At 66.5% G+C, this 19,632-nt stretch carries 17 protein-coding genes; 8 read left to right on the top strand and 9 right to left on the bottom strand.

What is annotated here, in order from left to right; translation table 11 throughout:
• Positions 1 to 9 precede the first annotated feature (9 nt).
• Entirely contained in the window at positions 10 to 612 is a 603-nt protein-coding gene (locus SPR01S_RS09970; protein ID WP_245661939.1) for a TlpA family protein disulfide reductase, read from the top strand.
• A 157-nt stretch (positions 613 to 769) separates the two neighbouring features.
• Positions 770 to 1,450: a PilZ domain-containing protein gene (locus SPR01S_RS09965; protein ID WP_066588796.1), complete on the top strand. Its 681-nt coding sequence runs from the start codon at positions 770 to 772 to the stop codon at positions 1,448 to 1,450.
• A gap of 75 nt (positions 1,451 to 1,525) precedes the next feature.
• Here the strand turns inward: SPR01S_RS09965 and SPR01S_RS09960 are convergent, their stop codons facing one another.
• The 8 genes from SPR01S_RS09960 to SPR01S_RS09925 form a co-directional block, all read right to left on the bottom strand.
• Positions 1,526 to 1,837: a hypothetical protein gene (locus SPR01S_RS09960; protein ID WP_066588793.1), complete on the bottom strand. Its 312-nt coding sequence runs from the start codon at positions 1,835 to 1,837 to the stop codon at positions 1,526 to 1,528.
• A 101-nt stretch (positions 1,838 to 1,938) separates the two neighbouring features.
• Positions 1,939 to 2,823, bottom strand: coding sequence for an RDD family protein (locus tag SPR01S_RS09955; RefSeq protein WP_066588790.1), 885 nt, complete (start codon positions 2,821 to 2,823; stop codon positions 1,939 to 1,941).
• Positions 2,807 to 3,838: a stage II sporulation protein M gene (locus SPR01S_RS09950; RefSeq protein WP_066588787.1), complete on the bottom strand. Its 1,032-nt coding sequence runs from the start codon at positions 3,836 to 3,838 to the stop codon at positions 2,807 to 2,809. Before SPR01S_RS09950 ends, SPR01S_RS09955 begins: the two co-directional genes overlap by 17 nt.
• Positions 3,835 to 5,151, bottom strand: a complete 1,317-nt coding sequence (locus tag SPR01S_RS09945; protein ID WP_066588785.1) for a DUF58 domain-containing protein — start codon at positions 5,149 to 5,151, stop codon at positions 3,835 to 3,837. The genes SPR01S_RS09950 and SPR01S_RS09945 overlap by 4 nt, the downstream gene beginning before the upstream one ends.
• A gap of 151 nt (positions 5,152 to 5,302) precedes the next feature.
• Positions 5,303 to 6,259, bottom strand: coding sequence for an AAA family ATPase (locus SPR01S_RS09940; RefSeq protein WP_066588775.1), 957 nt, complete (start codon positions 6,257 to 6,259; stop codon positions 5,303 to 5,305).
• Positions 6,256 to 7,476, bottom strand: a complete 1,221-nt coding sequence (locus SPR01S_RS09935; protein WP_066588771.1) for a DUF4350 domain-containing protein — start codon at positions 7,474 to 7,476, stop codon at positions 6,256 to 6,258. The genes SPR01S_RS09940 and SPR01S_RS09935 overlap by 4 nt, the downstream gene beginning before the upstream one ends.
• The gene (locus SPR01S_RS09930) at positions 7,473 to 8,183 is read right to left on the bottom strand and encodes a DUF4129 domain-containing protein (protein WP_066588767.1); all 711 of its coding nucleotides are present in this window, start codon (positions 8,181 to 8,183) and stop codon (positions 7,473 to 7,475) included. Before SPR01S_RS09930 ends, SPR01S_RS09935 begins: the two co-directional genes overlap by 4 nt.
• A 158-nt stretch (positions 8,184 to 8,341) precedes the next feature.
• Positions 8,342 to 9,583 (bottom strand): MFS transporter, encoded by a 1,242-nt coding sequence (locus SPR01S_RS09925; RefSeq protein WP_084251087.1) that lies wholly within the window; start codon positions 9,581 to 9,583, stop codon positions 8,342 to 8,344.
• Positions 9,584 to 9,814: 231 nt separating this feature from the next.
• Here SPR01S_RS09925 and SPR01S_RS09920 point away from each other — a divergent pair, with 231 nt between their 5' ends.
• Positions 9,815 to 10,864 (top strand): LacI family DNA-binding transcriptional regulator, encoded by a 1,050-nt coding sequence (locus SPR01S_RS09920; RefSeq protein ID WP_066588764.1) that lies wholly within the window; start codon positions 9,815 to 9,817, stop codon positions 10,862 to 10,864.
• 254 nt (positions 10,865 to 11,118) lie between these two features.
• Positions 11,119 to 13,386 carry a transferrin receptor-like dimerization domain-containing protein gene (locus SPR01S_RS09915; protein WP_245661938.1) on the top strand — a complete coding sequence of 756 codons (2,268 nt, stop codon included), beginning with the start codon at positions 11,119 to 11,121 and terminating at the stop codon, positions 13,384 to 13,386.
• Positions 13,387 to 13,416: 30 nt separating this feature from the next.
• Here the strand turns inward: SPR01S_RS09915 and SPR01S_RS09910 are convergent, their stop codons facing one another.
• Positions 13,417 to 14,160: a potassium channel family protein gene (locus SPR01S_RS09910; RefSeq protein WP_066588759.1), complete on the bottom strand. Its 744-nt coding sequence runs from the start codon at positions 14,158 to 14,160 to the stop codon at positions 13,417 to 13,419.
• Positions 14,161 to 14,306: 146 nt separating this feature from the next.
• On the opposite strand from SPR01S_RS09910, the gene SPR01S_RS09905 reads away from it, so the two are divergent.
• The 4 genes from SPR01S_RS09905 to SPR01S_RS09890 all read left to right on the top strand — a co-directional run.
• Complete coding sequence (locus SPR01S_RS09905; protein ID WP_066588757.1) at positions 14,307 to 15,425, top strand: CaiB/BaiF CoA transferase family protein; 1,119 nt, start codon at positions 14,307 to 14,309, stop codon at positions 15,423 to 15,425.
• Positions 15,426 to 15,481: 56 nt separating this feature from the next.
• Positions 15,482 to 17,230: a chloride channel protein gene (locus SPR01S_RS09900; protein WP_066588756.1), complete on the top strand. Its 1,749-nt coding sequence runs from the start codon at positions 15,482 to 15,484 to the stop codon at positions 17,228 to 17,230.
• A complete protein-coding gene (locus SPR01S_RS09895) occupies positions 17,227 to 18,291 on the top strand; it encodes a S1C family serine protease (protein ID WP_066588752.1) in 1,065 nt (354 codons plus the stop codon). The genes SPR01S_RS09900 and SPR01S_RS09895 overlap by 4 nt, the downstream gene beginning before the upstream one ends.
• Positions 18,292 to 18,798: 507 nt before the next feature.
• A partial coding sequence (locus tag SPR01S_RS09890) for a hypothetical protein (protein WP_218016739.1) occupies positions 18,799 to 19,632 on the top strand: 834 nt, incomplete at its 3' end.

Genomic DNA, 19,632 nt, shown 5'->3' with positions numbered 1-19,632 from the left:
GAGGTTTGCTTGCGCTCTATCGTACTTCTCCTGGCGGCTACCGCGCTGATCGGCGGCTGCGATAGGCCGTCCGCCCCCAAGGGGCAAGCGAACGAAACGGCGGCGCTGCCGACGCTGGACGAGGCGGCCAACATGGCGCCGGCGCCGTCCGCGTCTGACACCGGGGTCGACGTGATCGGCAAGCTGGTCCGCGACCATAAGGGAGAGGCGGCGCCGACTGCCGGTTTCACCGGCCCCGATGGCAAGCCGCTGACCCTGGCCAGTTTCGCCGGCAAGCCGGTACTGCTCAACCTGTGGGCGACCTGGTGTGGGCCGTGCAAGGCGGAGATGCCGACGCTCGACAAGATTGCCGGCCAGGGCAAGGTTCAGGTCGTGACGGTCAGCCAGGACCTCGACGGCAAGGCCGCGGTCGATCCCTATTTCGCCAAAGCGGGGCTGAAGGCGGTCAAGGCCTATACCGACACGGATCTGCACATGTCGGCGGCGTTCGGCAATCCCAGCCTGCCGACGACGATCCTCTACGATTCGTCGGGCAAGGAAGTGTGGCGGATGATCGGCGGCATGGACTGGACCAGCCCGACCGCGAAGGGCCTGTTGGCCGAAGCGAAATAGCGGGTTCGCATGGGCGTCACGCGGCTTGTCCATTCGGGTGTGGCGCGCGCTATCGCCGCACGCCATGCTTTGCTGTAACACGCTCGGTTATGGTGGAAATGGCGAATGTTGAACCGCCTGGTTGCGATTGCGGCTGGTCGCGACGGAATCCGTCGGCATGAGTGAGCAGGGTCAGAGCGGTTCGCCCGGCGATCCCGGGACACCGCGCGCTCGCGCGCCGCGCAAGAACCTGTTGCTGACCGCGACGATCCGTTCGGGGGGCGTGGTCGCGCCGGTCAGGATCCGCAATCTGTCCGAAAGGGGCGCGATGGTCGATGGTCAGGCGTTGCCCGAGCCGGGCGCCTCGCTGATCCTGCAGCGGCTCGAGGTCGAAATGCGCGGCGTCGTGGCGTGGCGAGCCGACGGCCGCTGCGGAATCCAGTTCGAGGGCGCGGCCTCGGTCGACGAATGGGTTGCCGGCCGCCGCGCGCCGGCCGCGATCTTCGGCCAGGGCCAATCGCGGGTCGACCAGATCCAGGCCGCGATCCGCGGCGGCCGCGATATCATCGAAGAGCAGGCGCGGCCCGCCAGCCCTGCCGAACTCATCACCGACGTCGAGGCGCGAGTCGCCGAGGAACTCGATCATGTCCAGCAGATGCTGGACGACGTGGCCGGGGATCTGATCGGCGACATGGCGCTGCTGCAACGCCATGGCGAGGCGCTGCAGCGGTTCGACAATGCTTGCCAGATATTGAACCAGCTCTCCGCCATCCTGAAGGCGAAGGACCGAGCGGCCGCGATCGCCGGGGTCAATCTGGAAGCGTTGCGGGATAGACTGTTGCACAAGCCAGATGCGTGATCTCGTCTTGCGCCATTGATTGGACGCCCAGCCCTCCCCTTCAGGGGAAAGCCTATATACGTGAGTGACCCGCCACTACCTTAACTTCACGTCATCGTCGTTGAAGATGTGTCCGCCGATCCGGTCCTGTAACCCGGCAAGGACAGCGATGATCTTATCGTCCTCGTTGAAATGCCGCCCACTGATGTCGGCTTGGATGAGGTTTGCGTCTTTCGCGAACTCTTCGAATTCTCCGTATTCGTTTGTGCCGAGATAAAAGTAAGCCATAGGATCGCCCGCGTTGGCGAACAGCACCCAGGTTTTTCCGCTTTGGCCAGCGAAGGAGTCCGAGAGGGCAGCTTGAGCGCGCGCCGGATTTTCAAAGCCTATCAGGAAATAGCTCTTCATCGCCGTTCGCTAGGCATCCGCGACACGTTCGACAATCCTTTGGATAAGGCGATCAGTTCGTTTCTCATGTACCGGTACGGCGATTGATAGTGGGCGAGCGCCTAAGCCGCCCGCGTCGCCTTCGAATATTTATCCTCGCGCCTGAGCCCGACCATCATTCCCCGCTCGAGCCGGCCGCACAAAGCCGCGTAATAATCCGACAAGAAGCCATAATCGTCGCCATCGTCGGGGATGTCGCCCTTGCGCCGGATCGCCGCGGCGACGGTGACGATCGCGTCGGTCTGGCCGCCGCGCAGCACCTCTTCGAGCGTCTGCAGCTCGTAAATGCCGTACAGGTCGAGCTGGGCGTCGCTGAACACGCGGCGCGGGCGGGTGCTTTGCGCGGCGGACGCGGCGAGGTCGTGGCCGAGCTGGGCGCGGGCGCGGTGCACCACCCAGGTTCCGGCGAGCAGATCGCCGACCCGCAGCCGGTCGCGGTTGAACAATGGGAAGAGCAGAAAGATCATGCTCCAGGCGAGCGCGAGCAGCGGCAGCAGCACGTCGCCGCCGGTGAACATCGCGCCGAGCGAGGCGAAGAAATAGGATAAAGGCAGGAATATCTCGATCTCGCGCATCGCATTGCGCGCGATCACCGCACCACCCGTCAGCCGTGCGCCGTCGCGCGCCACCACGCGCAGCCCGACGATCCTTTTGCCGGGCGTCGCACCGCGCGCACCCATTTCGAACAAGGTGAACCATCCGTTCCGGAGGGTGAAGAAACCGACGATCCACAGCCCGACCATCAGGATCGATTGCGACGCGAACGCCATCAGGCCGATCGCGATCGACGCCAGGATCAGCACGCCCAGCATCAATACACCGTCGAGCAGAAACGCGCCCGCGCGCGCACCCGCCGTGCCCAATTCGATATTGAGGTCGACGCCCTCGGGCGTGATGAAACGGCGCCGGAGCCCGGCGATCGAGGAGCGGCTAGGCGGGCGTGCCATCGCGTTTTCCCCTCGGCATGTAGAAATAGAGCAGCCAGCCGGCGAGCATCACCAGCCCGATCGCGTAGCGCAATTCGTCATTGGTGATCGTCTGGCGCCCGATCCCTTCGAGCAGCCCGGCAACCGCCAGCATGACCACCGTGCCGCCCATCGCGGTCGCCGCCGACCGTCCCGCCGCCACCGCCGCATCGGTGCGCGATAGCCTGCCCGGAAAGGCGATGGCGAGCCCGATGCGGAATCCCGCCGCGCCCGAGATCATGATGGCGAACAATTCGGTCGTGCCGTGGATCATCAGCCAGCCGACGAAATTATAGCCCAGCCCCTTCGACGCGAAGACCTCGATCATCGCTCCCAGCATCAGGCCGTTATAGACGATCAGCCCGGCGGTCGGGACGCAGAACATGAACCCCAGCGCGAACGAGAAGATCGCGATCTGCGCATTGTGGGTGAACAGGAACGAAGCGAACAAGGCGAGTGCGCTCTGCTGCGCATCCTTGCCGCCGTCATAGAGGGTCTGGCGCAGCAATTCGGTGCTCGCGCCGGGGTCACGTCCCTGGGCCATGCCATCGGGGATCATCGCATAATACCAGGACGGATCGTGCGCGATCATCAGATAGGCGACCAGGGCGCCGGCGACGGTCAGCAGGAAGGATACCAGGGTCTCCTTCCACAATGCCTGCACCGCTTCGGGCCAGCCGCGCGCGAAGAAATGCGCGAGCTGCTTCATTGGCGAGGTGGGAACGCCATAAATCTGGAAATAGGCGCGCGTGCAGAGCTGCTCGAGATAGGTGATCAGCGCGCGGTCGAGCGAGGTTTCGCGCGCTACCGACAACGACGACAAGGCAGCGCGATAGAGCAAAGGCAGGACCAGCAATTGCTGATCGGGCACCGCGCTGACGCCGCGTTTCTCGATCAGGGTCAAGATCTTGTCGAGCTGGTCCCAATCGGCCTCGTGCGCGGCACGGAAACGCGTCGCGTTGACCAGCGGCGTGCGGGCTTCGACATAGGCCGTCACAAGAGGTTCCTCCGCTTGAGGTCGACATAGCCCTCGACCAGGCGATCGGCGACGCGGTCATATTCGCTCTCGATGACATGCGCGCCGAGATGGCGCAGCCGGGTCAGCGCGAGCAGCCGGTCCTTCAGCAGCCCCGCGGCGGTCACCGCGCGGGTGATGTCGTCGGCGGTGTCGGGCGCGTGATCGACCAGGGATTCGAGCTCTTCGTCGCGCAAGACCACGATCAGCAGCAGATGCTTTTCGACCAGTCGCGCCGCGGCGCGGATCATGAAATCGGCGCTGGTCAGGTCGGTGAATTCGGTGAACATCACGATCATCGACCGCCGCGTCAGCCGCGCGGCGAGCGTGGTCAGGGCGTAGGTGTAATTGGTCTCCTCGCCCGAATAATCGATCCCGGCGGCAAGGTGCTGGAGCTCGGGAAAGGCCGAGGCACCCGAGATCAGGCCGCTGGCGATGCGCGGGCGCGAATCGAACGAATGGAGCGCGACGCGGTCGCCGAGCTTGAGCGCGACCCAACCGGTCAGCAGCATCGCACCGACCGCGCGGTCGACGCGCGGAATGCCGGCGACCGGCTCGGACATCTGGCGCCCCGAATCGATCGCGAAGACGATCTGATTGTTGCGCTCGGTGCGATATTCCTTGGCGTGGAGCTTGAGGTGGCGGGCCGATTGCTTCCAGTCGATCGCGCGCCGGTCCATGCCCGACCGGAACTCGACCAGCGCGTCGAAATCGGTGCCGTCGCCGCGGTCGAGCTGAGTCATCAGCCCTTGCAGCGCGTGGCGCTGGAAGATTCGCGAGCCGCGCTCGCGGACGGGGCGAATGTCGGGCAGAATCTTGAGCGCCGCCTCGCTCGCCATCCGCTTCTGCCGCCATACCAGGCCGAGCGGTCCGCGCCAGCGCACCCAGAAGGTCGCGAAATGCGCGGTGCCGCGGCGAACCGTCGCGACGGGCAGCGCCACTGCGCCCTTGCCCTGGTCGAGCCGCACGCTGGCGCGTCCGTCATCCTCCAGCGTCACCAGCGGATCGGCGGCGATCGCGATCTGGACACTGCCCGGCCCGCCAAGCGCCGGCCCTTCGACGCTGATCACCGCCTCGACCGTTTCGCCGACACTGGCGGTGCGCGGCAGGGTCAGCCCGGCGGCGATCCGGCCGGCGGGCAACGCCAGCATCGCATCGATCACCGCGCCGATCAGGATCGCTACCGGCCAGGCGAGCCCGGCATACCAATGGTCCGGCGCCAGCACGGCAATCAACAGCGCGACGGGAGCCCCCGCCGCCGCCGCCATCACCGCGAAGCGCGTCGGGTAGATCAATTCGGGCTCCTTTTGTGTGTTTCAGCGAGGCTGAACCAGTGCCGCACCAGCCCGCTCCCCCACCCGGCCTCCCATAGAATATCCTGATTGGGAGGCCGGGTGGGGGAGCGGGCTGGTGCCGGACCAGCGGCGCCGAAGGCGACGCGAAGATTCAACGCGGCGCCTCGATCGTTTCGATGATCGAATGCACGACTTCCTCGACCATCCGGCCGTCGATCTCGGCGGCGGGCGACAGGATCAGGCGGTGGCGGAGCAACGCGGGCGCGAGCTGCTTGACGTCGTCCGGAATGACGAAATCGCGCCCGTCGAGTGCAGCCCGCGCGCGCGCCGCCCCCGCCAGCATCGCGCCGGCACGCGGTGAGGCACCGCTTTCGAGATCGGCGACATCGCGCGTGCCGCGGATCAATGCGGCGATATAATCGATCACCTCGTCGACCAGCCGTACCGTGCCGACCGCGGCGATCGCCTCGCCGATCTTGGTGGCATCGGTGCGGGGCTCGACGCCCCAGTCTTCTGGTTCCATCGCTGTCGACCGCGAGCCGTGGGTGGCGATGATCTTGCGCTCCTCGGCCGCCGACGGATAATCGACCGTCTGCTTGAACAGGAAGCGGTCGAGCTGCGCCTCGGGTAGCGGATAGACGCCCTGCTGCTCGATCGGGTTCTGCGTCGCCACCACCATGAAGCGGTCGCCGAGCGGCAGGCTTTCGCCATCGATCGTCACGGTCCGTTCCTGCATCGCCTCGAGCAACGCCGCCTGGGTCTTGGGCGGCGTGCGGTTGATCTCGTCGGCGAGCAGCATGTCGGTGAAGATCGGCCCGCGCGTCAGCGTGAAGGTCGAGGTCTGGAAGTTGAACAGATTGGCACCGATAATGTCGCCGGGCATCAGGTCCGGGGTGAACTGGATGCGCCCGAACTTGATCCCGACCGCGCGCGCGAAACTGTGTGCGAGCAGCGTTTTGGCGGTGCCAGGCGGGCCTTCGAGCAGGATATGGCCGCCGGCGAACAGCGCCACGAGCATCAGCTCGACGGTCGCTTCCTGGCCGACCACGGCCTTGCCGACTTCCTGGCGGATCGCCATCGCCAGATTGCGGACTTCCTCGACCGTCACTTGCCCTTCTCCTTCTGCCAATCGTGTAGCGCGCGCGCCGCGGCGACCAGGCTGGCCTTGTCGTCCGCATCGTCCACGGCCTGGGCGAGGTCGGTGAATCGCGACCGCCCGGAAATCTTGTCGAGATAGGCGTCGATCGCCGGCCCGCGCAGCCGCGACGGCACGCCGAATGCGACGATCGCGCGTTCGCGGATCGCCTCGACATAGCGTCCGCCGAGCCGCGCCTGACGCCCTGCCTTGCGGATCAACGCGGCCGCGTTGTCGACCAGCGCGGTCTTGCCGAACGCGATCGCGCGTTCGCGATGCACGGCAGGGCCAAACCGCGCGAACGCCTGCCATCCGGCGAGCAGCATCGCCGCGACGATCGCCAGCGTCATCGCCAGGAACGGCGGATCGAAGGCGAGGCGCAGCGGGTTCTTGGCCTTGCCGAGCCCCGCCACCGTCACGTCGAAGTCGAAATCGCGATCGCCATCCTGGTTGAGCGCGTCGAGCAGGGCGAGCGCGGCGCGCGCCTGGCTTTCCTTGCGCATGCCCATGTTCGACAGGAGGTCGGGGTCGGCAAGCACGTAGAGCGATTTGCCGCCGACTTCGCCCAATACGATATTGCCCTGCTCGTCGGTCAGCAGCGGCTTGAGGTCGGCGCCGCTGATCGTCTGCAGTGGGCGCGGCGCCTCGAACCCGAAATCCTCCGACATCCAGCCGGCCGAGCGCAACGGACGCCCGCCGCTGGTCAGCCGCGAGACCGTGAACTTGCGGTCGGGCGCCAGCACGCCTTCTGGCTCCTTCTTGTCGATCAGGCCCAGGCGCATGACCCAGCCGGGACGGCCCGCGGGGAGCAGCCGCATGGTCGACCATTTGGGCAGCACAACCAAGGTCGGCAAATCGTCGCGCCGCAGCAGCACGTCGCCCAGCGGCGTCGATCCGAGCGGCGGCGTCAGGACCAACAGGCCGTTCGCGCCCAGTTGCGACGGGTCGCGGATGATGCGCGTGTCCTTACCCATGGCACGCGCGAGCCGGACGATCCCGCTATATCCGGTCGCGCCATTCGATAGCGCATGCGCCGACGCGCCATTGGTCGAATCGGACGGCGCCTCATAGGCATTGCCGAGCATCAACGCGACGAAGCCAATGATGCCGACCGCGAGCAGCAGGATCACCGTGCGCAGGCGAAACGCGCCGCCATCCTCCTGCCTGCGGCCGATGGTTAGGTCGCTCATGCCTTCCACACCCCGGGCACGGCAAAATCGGCATATGCGGCACGCGCCGCCTGCCAGTCATCGGCACCGACCGGCCGTCCGCCGAACAGGCTGCGCTCGACCTGGCGGGCGATGGCGGCGAACAGGTCGCGCGCACGCGACGGAATGGCGTTGGCGGTGGCGATTTCGCGACTCGTCAGGGCCGGGCGGACCAGCTGCGGACGCCGTTTGCCGATGTCCTCGATCGACCGGAACAGCAGATGGTGGACGGCTTCGGCGAATAGGCCCTTGGCGGCGAGCGCATCGGCTTCCTCCAGCCAGGCATGGCCCTGCGCGACATCGGGCTGCCATTCTTCCTCGGCCTCGATCGCGATCGGGCTGGCGGCGCGCGAGCGGCGGCGAGGCAGGCGCCATTGGCCGTAACGCAGCCGTTCGACGATCAACCAGATCAGCGCGAGCGCGGCGATGCCGATCACGCCCCATAGCAGGATGCGGGCATAAGGCGCGGCGGGCATGAAGCTGGTCAGCCAGGCGAAGAAGCGGCCGATCGGGGCGAGCACATGCCCCAGCCATTCGAAGAAATGCGCCAGTCCCTTGAGCCAGGCGGGCGGTGCGGGGGGTGGCGGCGGCGGGGCAAGCGTGAACTGGACGGACGGATCCGCCCGCAACGCGTCATGCGCCGCGGTGAAGCGGTCGGCGGCGGCTCCATGCGTATTCCCCCCGGCCAAACGCCACCCCTGCGCTAACAACCCATATTGCTTACCCCATGCAGGTAAGCGCGCAACCGCTAAAAACTTCGTTTCGAACCAAGTCGTTCCGGGCCGCGACGAGTGTGGGTCGGGAAGCAATCGGACGCCCCTACTGTTACGGCTTGCTGAAACAGGCTCTAGCGCCTCCCCCGCACCCCGAGCATCGTCAGCCCCGCGCAGAGGACCAGCATCGCCAGCATTGCCATCACAGCGGCGAAATCGCGCGGCGATGCCAGCCACCAGGTCAGCAACGGGCCGAGCAGCGAGGGCAGGGTGTTGGTCAGGTTGAACAGGCCGAGGTCGCGCCCGCGATGCCGCGGGTCCGGCAGCAACTGCATCGAAAAGGCCGTCTGCAGCGGTAGGAACACGCTATAGCCGATCGTGTAGCAGGCGAAACCGAGCGCTCCCGCGGTCCAGCTATGCGCCGCCGCCATGCCGGCGAGACCGACCGCGGCGACGCCGACCGCGGCGATCAGGAACGGCTTGCGGCGGTCGAGCCAGTCGGACAGCCGCCCGAACAACAAGGCGATCGGCAAGGGCGCGATGAAGGAGAGAGTGAGCAGGTTTCCGACGCGCGCCGCCAGTTCGTCCCGCGGGACATCGGGGACGATGCTCTCGAAATAATAGAGCAGATAGAGCTGAAGCACGCACCCCGCGACCTGGAAGAGCAATCGCGCGAGCCACGCCGCTGCCAGGTCATGGCGGCGTATCGCGACAGCGGCGCGCGGTGGATCGACGATCGGCAGCGGCCGCGCGCGGCTCAGGATCAGGGGCGTCAGGCAGAGAGCGGCAATGGCGATGACGATCATCAACCGGCCGGTTTCATTCAGCGCGGGGATGCCGACGACCAAGGCGAGCACGCCCGACGCCACCGGATAGCCGAGCGACAACAGTCCACCGGTAGTGCCTTTCTGCGAATCGGGGATCTCGTCCGCCATCACCGCGACCAGCGGCGCCAGCACTGCGTTGAGCGCGACCTGAAAGAGCACGATCGCAGCGATGATCGTGGCGGCACTGTGCGCGACCGCGATTGCCGCATAAGCAGCGATCGTCGCGATCAGCCCTCCCACCATCCAGCCCCGCCGACCGCCGCCGCGTGCGACCGATCGGTCGCTCAACCAGCCGAACAGGATGTTGGACGCGCTCGCCGCGATCGACCCGGCAATCACGGTCGCGGTCAGTAAGTCGACTCGCGCCTCCCCCGCCAGCGCCTCGACCTTGATCGCCAGCAACAAGGTCAAGAGCGGCAGATAGCCGATCACTCCACCGGCATTGGCCAGCGCATAGATCAGCAGAAATGCGGTCGAGCGCCGCTCGGCCGCCCCGCCGCCGGTCGTGTCGCGTCGCTGGTCGACTGGCGGGGCAAGGATGTCGGGCATGCGCTGGGCCGCCATCATGTACGCGCGGGCAAGGCTCGGCAACGGGAGATCGGCGGGTCGGACTGAGGCTTTGTGAATGGGTCCGTATGGGGTCTGATTCCGGACTTCCTGCTCCTTCGATATAGAGCTACCCAAGGTTCATGCCGCAAAGCCCACTCCCGACCGCCGAGCCGTCGCGCAAACCGACGCCGGGCCCGCCGGCGTCCGCGATGGCCAGGCGCTGAGCGTTCGATGGCACGGCGCAGGCAGAGCGTTACGATCAAGCACGTCGCACTTGATGCCGGGGTGTCGATGCAGACCGTCAGCCGGGTCATCAACAAGGAACCCAATGTCCGGCACGAGATGATCGAGCGCGTCCAACGGTCGATCGACAAGCTGGGCTATGTCCCGTCGATCGCCGCGCAGCGGCTGGCCGGGACGCGATCCTATCTGATCCTGGCGCTCAACGATCGCGAGCGTACGATCGAGGGTTGGCGCGCGCGCGAGGGCAGCGACTGGGTCGACCAGATGCTGCTCGGCGGCATGCTGACCTGCGCGCAGCAAGGTTATCGCCTGATCGTCGAACTGATCGATACGCATAGCGACCATATCGAGCGCGAGTTGCTCGCGGCGATCGCGGCGCTGCAGCCCGACGGCGTCATCCTGACCCCGCCGCATTCGGAAAATCCGCTGATCACGGACTTGCTGGTCGCGCACGGGATCAGTTTTGCGCGAATCGGGTCGCTGCGGCCGGGGCCGGGATTCGCGCTTACATTGGACGATGAGCGCGCAGCGCGGCTCGCGACCGCGCATCTGATCGATCTGGGGCATCGCCAGATCGGCTTCATCGCCGGTCCGCCGGACTATGAAGTGAGCGGCTGGCGCGTCGACGGCTGGCGCGCCGCGATGGCGGCGGCGGGCCTGTCCACGGACGGCCTGCTTGCCGCCGGAGACTTCACTTATGCGTCGGGCAAGGCCGCCGCGGCGCAATTGCTCGACCGGCGGCAGGCGCCGACCGCGATCATCGCGAGCAACGACCAGATGGCGCTGGCGGCCCTGGAAGTCGGCCGCGACCGCGGCTTGGCAGTGCCGCGCGACCTCTCGCTGATCAGTTTCGACGACACGCCGATCGTCCGCTTCACCCATCCGCCGCTGACCGCGGTGGTCCAGCGCATCGCCGAGGTGACGTCGCGCGCGGTCGAATTGATCATCGCCGACCGTACGGGCAAGCACGTGTCCGCGGAGCCTGTCGTGGTGCCGGCCGAACTCGTCATTCGCGGATCCACCGCCGCGCCGGGCTAGGCATTGCGTGTGGCGCGGCCTTCTCCCCTCCCGCTTGCGGGAGGGGCTGGGGGAGGGCGTGTCGAAATGCGGGCACCCTTTTTGGACATGCCCTCCCCTAGCCCCTCCCATGAATGGGAGGGGAATGGCGCCCAGCGCAACGCGCCGTTCGCAGGATAAGTGGCGCTTTTTCGTGCGGAAAGACTGGTTTGCTCCAACGACATCGTTACGGTGCCGTGGATTCGGATGGGTAACCAGCAGCAAAGGGGCGCGCGATGGCGAAGGACCAGTATCGGGGTCGGTCGGGGGCGCGTCGCGTCCGGATGAGCGGCATGTCGGCATTGGCCGCGATGGCGATCGCACTGGTAGCCACTCAACCGCTCGGCGCGCAGACCGTCGGCACCGCCGCGACCGAAAAGGCGTTCGACGCCCAGATCAGCAGCGCCGATCAGCTTGCCTGGCTCAAGGAGATGGCGTCGGCGCCCAACCATGTCGGCAGCCCGCACGACAAGGCCAATGCCGAGATGGAACTGGCGCTGTTCAAGCAATGGGGCTGGGACGCGCATATCGAGACCTTCAAGGTCCTCTATCCGACGCCGATCTCGACCACGCTCGAACTGGTCGGTCCGGAACGGGTAACTTTGGGCGGCCAGGAGCCGCAGCTCGGTCCCGACAAACTCGACGGCGCGCTGCCGCCTTATGTCGCCTATCAGGGTGACGGGGACGTCACCGCGCCCGTCGTCTACGTCAATTACGGCATGCCCGACGACTATGACTCGCTCGCGCGGCGTGGGATCAGCGTGAAGGGCAAGATCGTCATTGCGCGCTATGGCGGCGGCTGGCGCGGGCTGAAGCCGAAGCTGGCGCAGGAGCATGGCGCGGTCGGCTGCCTGATCTATTCGGACCCGGGCGACGATGGCTATGCCAAGGGCGACGCCTATCCCAAGGGCGGCGCGCGGCCGGAAGGCGGCGTGCAGCGCGGGTCGGTGATGGACATGACCACCTATCCGGGCGATCCGCTGACGCCCGGCGTCGGCGCGACCGATAACGCCAAGCGCCTGACTCGCGCCGAAGCCAAGACGATCCTCAAGATCCCGGCGCTGCCGATCTCTTATGGCGACGCGGTCAAGATCCTCGCCGGGCTCGACGGCCCGGTGGTAACCGGCAGGGATCGCGGCGGCTTGCCGATCTCCTATCATTGGGGCGGCTCGGATGCGGTCAAGGTGCATCTGGCGGTCAAGTCGGACTGGTCGCTCAAGACGCTCTACGACGTCATCGCGGTGATGAAGGGCAGCACGCGCCCCGACGAATGGATCGTCCGCGGCAATCATCGCGACGGCTGGGTGTTCGGCGCCGACGATCCGCTGTCGGGCCAGGTCGCCTTGATGTCCGAGGCCAAGGCGCTGGGCGTGCTGGCGAAGACCGGATGGCGGCCCGACCGCACGCTCGTGTACGCCAGCTGGGACGGCGAGGAGCCCGGCCTGCTCGGCTCGACCGAATGGGCCGAGACGCATGCCGACGAGCTGCAGGCCAAGGCTGTGCTCTACATCAACACCGACGACACCTCGCGCGGCTTCCTGGGAGCCGAGGGCAGCCATACGCTCCAGCATTTCGTGAATTCGATCGCGCGCGACGTGCCCGATCCGCAGACCGGGGTCAGCGTGTATGATCGCCTCCGCGCGAGCATCCGCGCCGGCGCCTATTCGGGCAGCGGCCGCGACGCCGGGTCCGGCGCGCTCGAGGCGGCCAAGGCGGGCGGCGACATTCCGATCGGCGCGCTCGGCTCGGGCTCGGACTATAGCGCCTTTATCGCCCATCTCGGCATCCCGTCGGTCAATCTCGGCTTCGGCGGAGAGGGCGCGGGCGGTGGCTCGTATCATTCGGCGTACGACACCTATTACCACGTCACCAATTTCGACGATCCCGGGCTGGTTTATGGCGCGACCCTGTCCAAGTTCGTCGGGCGGATGGTGCTGCGCGCCGCCGCCGCGCCGCGCGTGCCGGTGCGCTATGGCGACATGGCCGCGACCGTCGCGCGCTATGTCGGCGAAGTAAAGAAGCTCGCCGCCGACCAGCGGGACCAGGACCGCGCGCTCAAGGATCTCAACCGCGACGACGTGTTCAAGCTGACCTCCAACCCGGTCGATCCGACCGCTGTGCCGGAAGAGAAAGGCGTAACGCCGCTAATTGACATGCTCGCGCTGGAGGATGCGTCGGACCATCTGACCCGCGCGTCGCGCGCTGCCGATGCTGCGTTCGAGCGCGCCTCGCCCGACAAGGTGGCCAAGGCGATGGTGGTGCTCAAGGACGTGGATCAATTGCTGCTCGACAAGGACGGCCTGCCCGGCCGGCCCTGGTATCGCAATCTGATCTACGCGCCCGGCACGCTGACCGGCTACGGCGCCAAGACGCTGCCGGGCATTCGAGAAGGGATCGAGCAGCGCCATTTCGACGACGCCAAGGCCTATGTCGCGAAGACCGCAGCGGCGCTCAATCGCTATGCCGATCGGCTCGACGCGGCGGTCAAGCTGTTGAAAAGCTGATCTTCCGCCGTTTCGACCGTCGGACCATCGTCAGGGCCGGCCGGCGTCCGTGTCGACCGGCCGGCTCGGTGGCTGCCGTTCGTGCGCCAGATGCAGCGCGACCAGGCGAGCGAGCAGGGTCGCGGGGAACAGCTGGCCGAACACCGCTTCGAGCGTCGCAAGGCTGCGCGCCAACGGGTGGAGCGGGGTAATGTCGCCGTAGCCGACCGTCGTGATCGTGGTCAGGCTGAAATAGGTGAAGGCGGCGGTGGGCGCCTCGCCCGGCTGGATCACGATGTGAAACGCGCCGGGCACGAGTTGCTCGATTGCCGTATAGGCTATGCCGAACAAGGCGGCGACGTTGAGGTAGAGCAGGATCGCGCCGCGGACGCGGTGGACGGTCACGCGAACCGAGGAAAAGACGTGGCGGGCGACCAGCGCGGTGATGGCGGCGTTGAACGCGAACGCGATCAGCGCGACGAGTTCGTGCTGTACCGCGACGTCGAGATGCAGGTCCGTGCCCAGCCGCTGCGACACGGAGGGCCCCATCGCCAGAAGCGCCAATGCCGCGATCACCACGCTCTGGACGATTCGGTGCCGTGTCAGCGCGGCGACGCTGATGGCCGCGAACGAGAAATGGCAGAGATCGAGCAGGATCCGCCCGCCCGTCGACCGCGCGCCGAACGGGATGACGGCGAACAAGGTCACGCCCTGAAGGACGAGCAACGCGGTCAGGGCGGTGTCGACTCGATTCTGGCGTATGCTGTTGAAGGTGGACTGAACGGTGCTCGGCATGCCGCTTCTTCGGAGGGCGGCGGTCGATTCGCAATGGCGGCGTCGAGCGATGTATCGCAGCGTCGGCGCTACGGGCTCGTCATCATGCAGACGTCGGCCGGCGGGATACAAGTGACATCGCCGCGATCAGGCGGCAAGGAGGCCGCATGACCAAACCCGCTCCACTCGCCGGCCTCAAGGTGCTCGAACTCGCGCGTATCCTGGCGGGGCCTTGGGCGGGGCAAGTCCTTGCCGATCTCGGTGCCGAGGTGATCAAGGTCGAGAGCCCGGCGGGCGACGACACGCGGACCTGGGGTCCGCCATTCATCACCAACCCCGATGGGACGCGCGACGCGGCCTACTACCATTCGTGCAATCGCGGAAAGTCGTCGGTGGTGATCGACTTCACTACGCCCGAAGGACAGGCCGAAGTGCGGCGGCTGGCGGCGGACAGCGACGTCCTGATCGAGAATTTCAAGGTCGGCGGCCTCGTCAAATACGGGCTCGATTATGCCAGCCTGTCGGCGGTCAACCCGCGGCTGATCTATTGCTCGATCACCGGCTTCGGGCAGGACGGGCCATATGCGCCGCGGCCCGGCTATGATTTCATCATCCAGGGGATGAGCGGGATGATGGACCTGACCGGCGATCCCGATGGCGCGCCGCAGAAGATCGGCGTGGCGATGGCCGATATCGCCACCGGCCTCTATTCGGTGATCGGCATCCAGGCGGCGCTGATCCAGCGCGAAAAGACCGGACGCGGCCAGCATATCGACATGGCGCTGCTCGACACGATGACCGGCGTCCTCGCCAACCAGGCGGCGAATTACTTCGCCAGCGGCGTCACGCCGCCGCGCGTCGGCAACGCGCACCTCAACGTCTCGCCCTATGCGGTTTTCCCGACCAGCGACGGCTGGTTCATCCTGGCGGTCGGAAATGACGGCCAGTTTCAACGGTTTTGCGGCGTAGTCGGGATCGAGCCCGAAGAGCGCTGGGCGACCAATGCCGGGCGGATCGAGCATCGCGCCCCCTTGTTCGCGGCGATCGAGGCGGCGACGCGTCGTTTCACACGGGACGATCTGCTGGCCAAGCTGGAAGCCGTCGGCGTGCCGGTCGGGCCCATCAACACGGTCGAACAGGCACTCAACGATCCCCAGGTCCGGGCGCGCGGAATGGTGGTCCCGGGCGAGCGGATCGATGGGCTTCGCACCCCGATTCGCTTCTCCGACGCAGACCTCGCGCTCGGCCGGCCCGCACCGCGGCTTGGCGAACGGCGCTCGGACTGAACTTGCCCCCGGCGTGGCGGGTGACATCTCTGGCTTGGGCGACTAGGCGGATCGCGATGGCGTCTCTTCCCGCTTTTCGACCCGCGGGTCTGCTGATCGGATTGCGCCGTCGCTTCCGTACCAGCGAAGCGGCGCTGATCGTGCTCGCGCTCGGCATCGGTCTGTCGGCGGGTTTGCTGACCCTGGTCCAGAGCGGGATCGCGCATTTCATGCAGTCGCTCTTCTATGGCGTTTCGGGCGACGAGCGGTTGAGCGCGCAAACGGCGATCGAGCCGCTTCGATTGCTCGCACTGCCGTTCGGCGGATTGCTGCTGGCGGGGCTCGGCCGCCTGTTGCGTCGGGGCCGTGCCCCGGTCGACGTGGTCGAGGCCAATGCGCTGCATGGCGGCGTGATCCCGATGCGAGACAGCCTGACCGTGGCTGCCCAGACCTTGCTGTCGAACGGCATGGGCGCGTCGGTCGGACTCGAGGCGGCTTATGCCCAGATGGGCGGCGGAGTCGCGTCGGTCGTCGGGCAATGGCTCCGGTTGCGCCGCGCCGATCTTCGCGTCCTGGTCGGGGCAGGGGCCGGCGCGGCGGTGGGCGCGGCGTTCGGAGCGCCGCTGACCGGGGCTTTTTACGCTTTCGAGATCGTGCTCGGCGCCTATACGCCCGCCGCGATCGCCCCGGTCGCTGTGGCTGCGCTGGCGGCGGTGGTGACGATGCGGATCTCCGGCGTCCCGGCCTATCTGATCGTCCTGCCCGCCGCGGAGGCGATCGGCACCTGGGACTATTTCCTGTTCGCCTCGCTCGGGCTGGTCTGCGCGGTCGTCGGGATCGTGTTGATGCGCGCGGTGACCCTGGTCGAGATCGGAACGCGGCGCCTGCCGATCCCCGACATCTATCGGCCGGTGTTCGGCGGATTGTTGCTGATCCCGATCGCCGCCTTGTCGCCCCAGGCTCTGTCGGCCGGGCATGGCGCCTTGCATCTCGATCTGACGATGAAGGTCGGCCTTGCGTTCCTGGCGACCATCTTCGTGCTCAAGGTCGCGGCGTCGGCGATCTCCCTGGGGTTCGGGTTTCGCGGGGGTTTGTTCTTCGCGTCATTATTTCTCGGGTCGCTGGTCGGTCAGCTGTTCGCGGGGCTGGTCAATCTGATCCCCGGCGCGGCGCATGTCAGCGCGAACGACGCTGCATTGGTCGGAATGGCGGCGATGGCGGTTGCCGTGGTCGGCGGTCCGATGACCATGTCGTTGCTGGTACTCGAATCGACTCACGATTTCGCGCTCACCGCGGTCACGATCACCGCCTCGCTTTGCGCCAGTACCCTGGTGCGCGAGACGTTCGGCTTCTCCTTCTCGACCTGGCGCCTGCACACGCGCGGCGAGACGATCCGCAGCGCGCGCGATGTGGGCTGGATCAAGTCTCTAACGGCGGGCCGGATGATGCGGCGCGGCATTCCCGAAATAGAGGGTAGTACCTCGATCGGCGAATTCCGCCGGCGCTTCCCGCTCGGCTCGATCACACAGGTCGTGGCCCTCGGCCCGACCGGCGCCTATGCGGGATTGATCCCCACCGTCGCCGCGCATGCGCCTGGGCTGGCCGAGGATGCGCCGGTGACCGAGGTGGCGATCCTGACCGATTTCACCTTGTCGCCCGATCAGGATGCCGCAGCGATCATGCGCGCGTTCGAGGAGCGCGAGGTCAACGAATTCGTCGTCACCGAAGTCGATGGTACGGTGCTGGGCGTGGTCAGCGAGCGCTACGTCCGGCGGCGCTACACCGAGGAAATCGAAAAAGCGCAGCGCGAGTTGTTCGGCGAATGAGCGCGACTCCGCCCGCAATGCCGCTCAGGAAACTGGCGATCACGGCAGCCGTCGTTCTGCTGCTGATCGTCATTGGTGTGGTGACCGGGTCGCAGCTGTGGCGCCCCATGGCGACAGTCGAGCGCCATGTGGTGGCGCCGATCCAGCGCGTGACCAATCGCGCATCTCCCTCCGAAATGTTGCCTGATCTGGTCGATACCGCGTGCCCGGCAGTGGTCAGGATCGGGCTTGGCGTACCGCCCGCCTCGACCGCCAAGCCGGACCTGCTGGCATCGCGCGGACTCGCCGGCATCGTCGTTTCGTCCGATGGCTATATCGTCACCAGCGGCCGGATGCTGGCCGGCCGCGACACGCTGCCGGTCCAGTTCAATGACGGCCGCGAGCTCGACGCCAAGATGGTGGCGAGCGACCCGTTGTCGGGGCTCGCGCTGCTCAAGGTCGACGGGCGGAATTTAGCGGCGCTGCAATTCGCCGACACGGACTTACCGCGGACCGGCCAGTGGGGATTCAGCCTGACGTCGCCCGAGGGAAGCGGATGCGCGGTACAGACCGGAGTGATCGCCCGCGATTTCGCCGCCGGCGGCGAAGCGCAGCGATCGTCGGTATCGATCGGCCCCGCGCTTACCGAAAATGTCGAAGGTGTACCCTTTATCGGCAGCGATGGCCGGGTGCTTGGTCTGTCGGCTTTCCCCGATGACGAGAGCGCCGGCGATCTGGGGTTGCTGGTTCCCGGCGATGTCGCCGCGCGAATCGTCAGCGAGATGTTGCGCAGCGGCGCGCCGCCAGCGGCACCGTTCGGGATCCTCGCCGAGGATTTGGGACCTGTGCTGGCGAAGCGGCTCGGCGCCGATCGTCAGCGCGGCGCGGTGGTGGTGATGGTCAAGCCCGGATCGCCTGCCGATACCGCCGGCCTGAAGGCGGGCGACGTCGTGCTGACCGCGGATGAGTCGCCGATCTCGGGGGCCTCCGAACTCGGGCGCGCGCTCGACCCAACTGCGACGTCGATCGACCTCGAGATCGTCAGGCGCGGCGAGCACCAGGAACTGACCTTGAAGTCCTGATCGGGCAGTCGCTCAAGGCAGCCACTGCTTCATCAAGGGTAGCAAAAAACGGCTGATCTGCGTGGCGTTTGATGCCCGTCGCGGCCTGTTCATTCGATGTCCCTGTCCCAGGTTTCCGCAATTTCAGGACGGCGTCGCAATGGCCGTCGCGCAACCTGTCCGATGGGTTGGGACCAATCTGCCCGAAACGGCCGAGCTTTTTCGCAAAAACAATATCTTACTGGGAAATCGCTGCGACAGTGGCTTGAGAGTCGCTGTGTTGGATAAGTGCGCAAAATGTCGCATTTAACCAATAGTTGCGGTCAACACTCAAGTATCAACCCCTAATTGACGGACGATTTAAGTAAGTCGGGCGGCTTTCGAGTCGTGCGCTAAGTCCGCGCAACAGAGGGGAATAACATGACACGCACGCCGTATTCGTCAGGCCGTCTTCCTTTCGACTCTAAGGTGTCATCCCCAATGGCCGCGCGGCGGCGCGGTTTGTATGCACAAGCGAGTCGCCTGACATTGCGTTCGACCGTTGCGGCTGCGACCGTCGCGGGCATCGGCCTGCTCCTGCCGACGGAGGCATGGGCGCAGTGCGTCGTCGGTGGGACCACGGTAACGTGCGACACGACCTCGACGACCGACACGACTTTCCCGGCGAATACCCCGGTCGACCGCAATTACCAGGGTAACTTGCCAGTCCCCGTGGTGGTCACGATCAATTCGGGAGCGACGATCAGCGGAAACGGCATCGCGACGTCCAACGCCGGCAATGGCGGTATCACCGTCACCAATAACGGCACGATCAGCGTCGATGCGGGCAATACCCCGACCGCTGGCGGTACGGCTGCGCTGTCTCTCTCGGCAACCGGCGGCCCCATCGTCTATACCGGTGGCGACATCATCAACAACGGCAATGGCAATGCGTTCGATGCCGTCCAGACTGGCGGAGTCGGCTCGGTCAGCATCACTGCGGGCAACATCTTCGCCGCGACTGGCGAGGGCATTACCGTCCGTGATGTCGCCACCAGCACCGGCATCAGCGTCACGACCAACGGCACGGTCACCGCGCTGACGGCGGGCAAGGACGGCATCGACGCGCAGAGCCAGTCGCTGACTGGCAATGTCGCGATCGTAGCCAATGGCGACGTCAATGCGGGCAATGCCGGTATCGTCGGGGCGATCCTCAACGCGGGCGGCTCGGGCAATATCGATGTCACTGCCAATGGCGCGATCAATGCGCGGTTCGGGGTCGATGCCGAAAATTTCGGCACGGGCAACACCTCTGTCACGACTGTCGGCCCGGTCAACGTGACCACGGGCAACGGCATTTTCGCACTGACCACCGGCGGCAAC

Source organism: Sphingomonas pruni NBRC 15498 (assembly GCF_001598455.1).
In the GTDB taxonomy this organism is placed as follows: Bacteria; Pseudomonadota; Alphaproteobacteria; order Sphingomonadales; family Sphingomonadaceae; genus Sphingomonas; species Sphingomonas pruni.
Note: the sequence above shows the minus strand (reverse complement) of the source record. Positions and strands in the feature narration are given on the sequence as shown.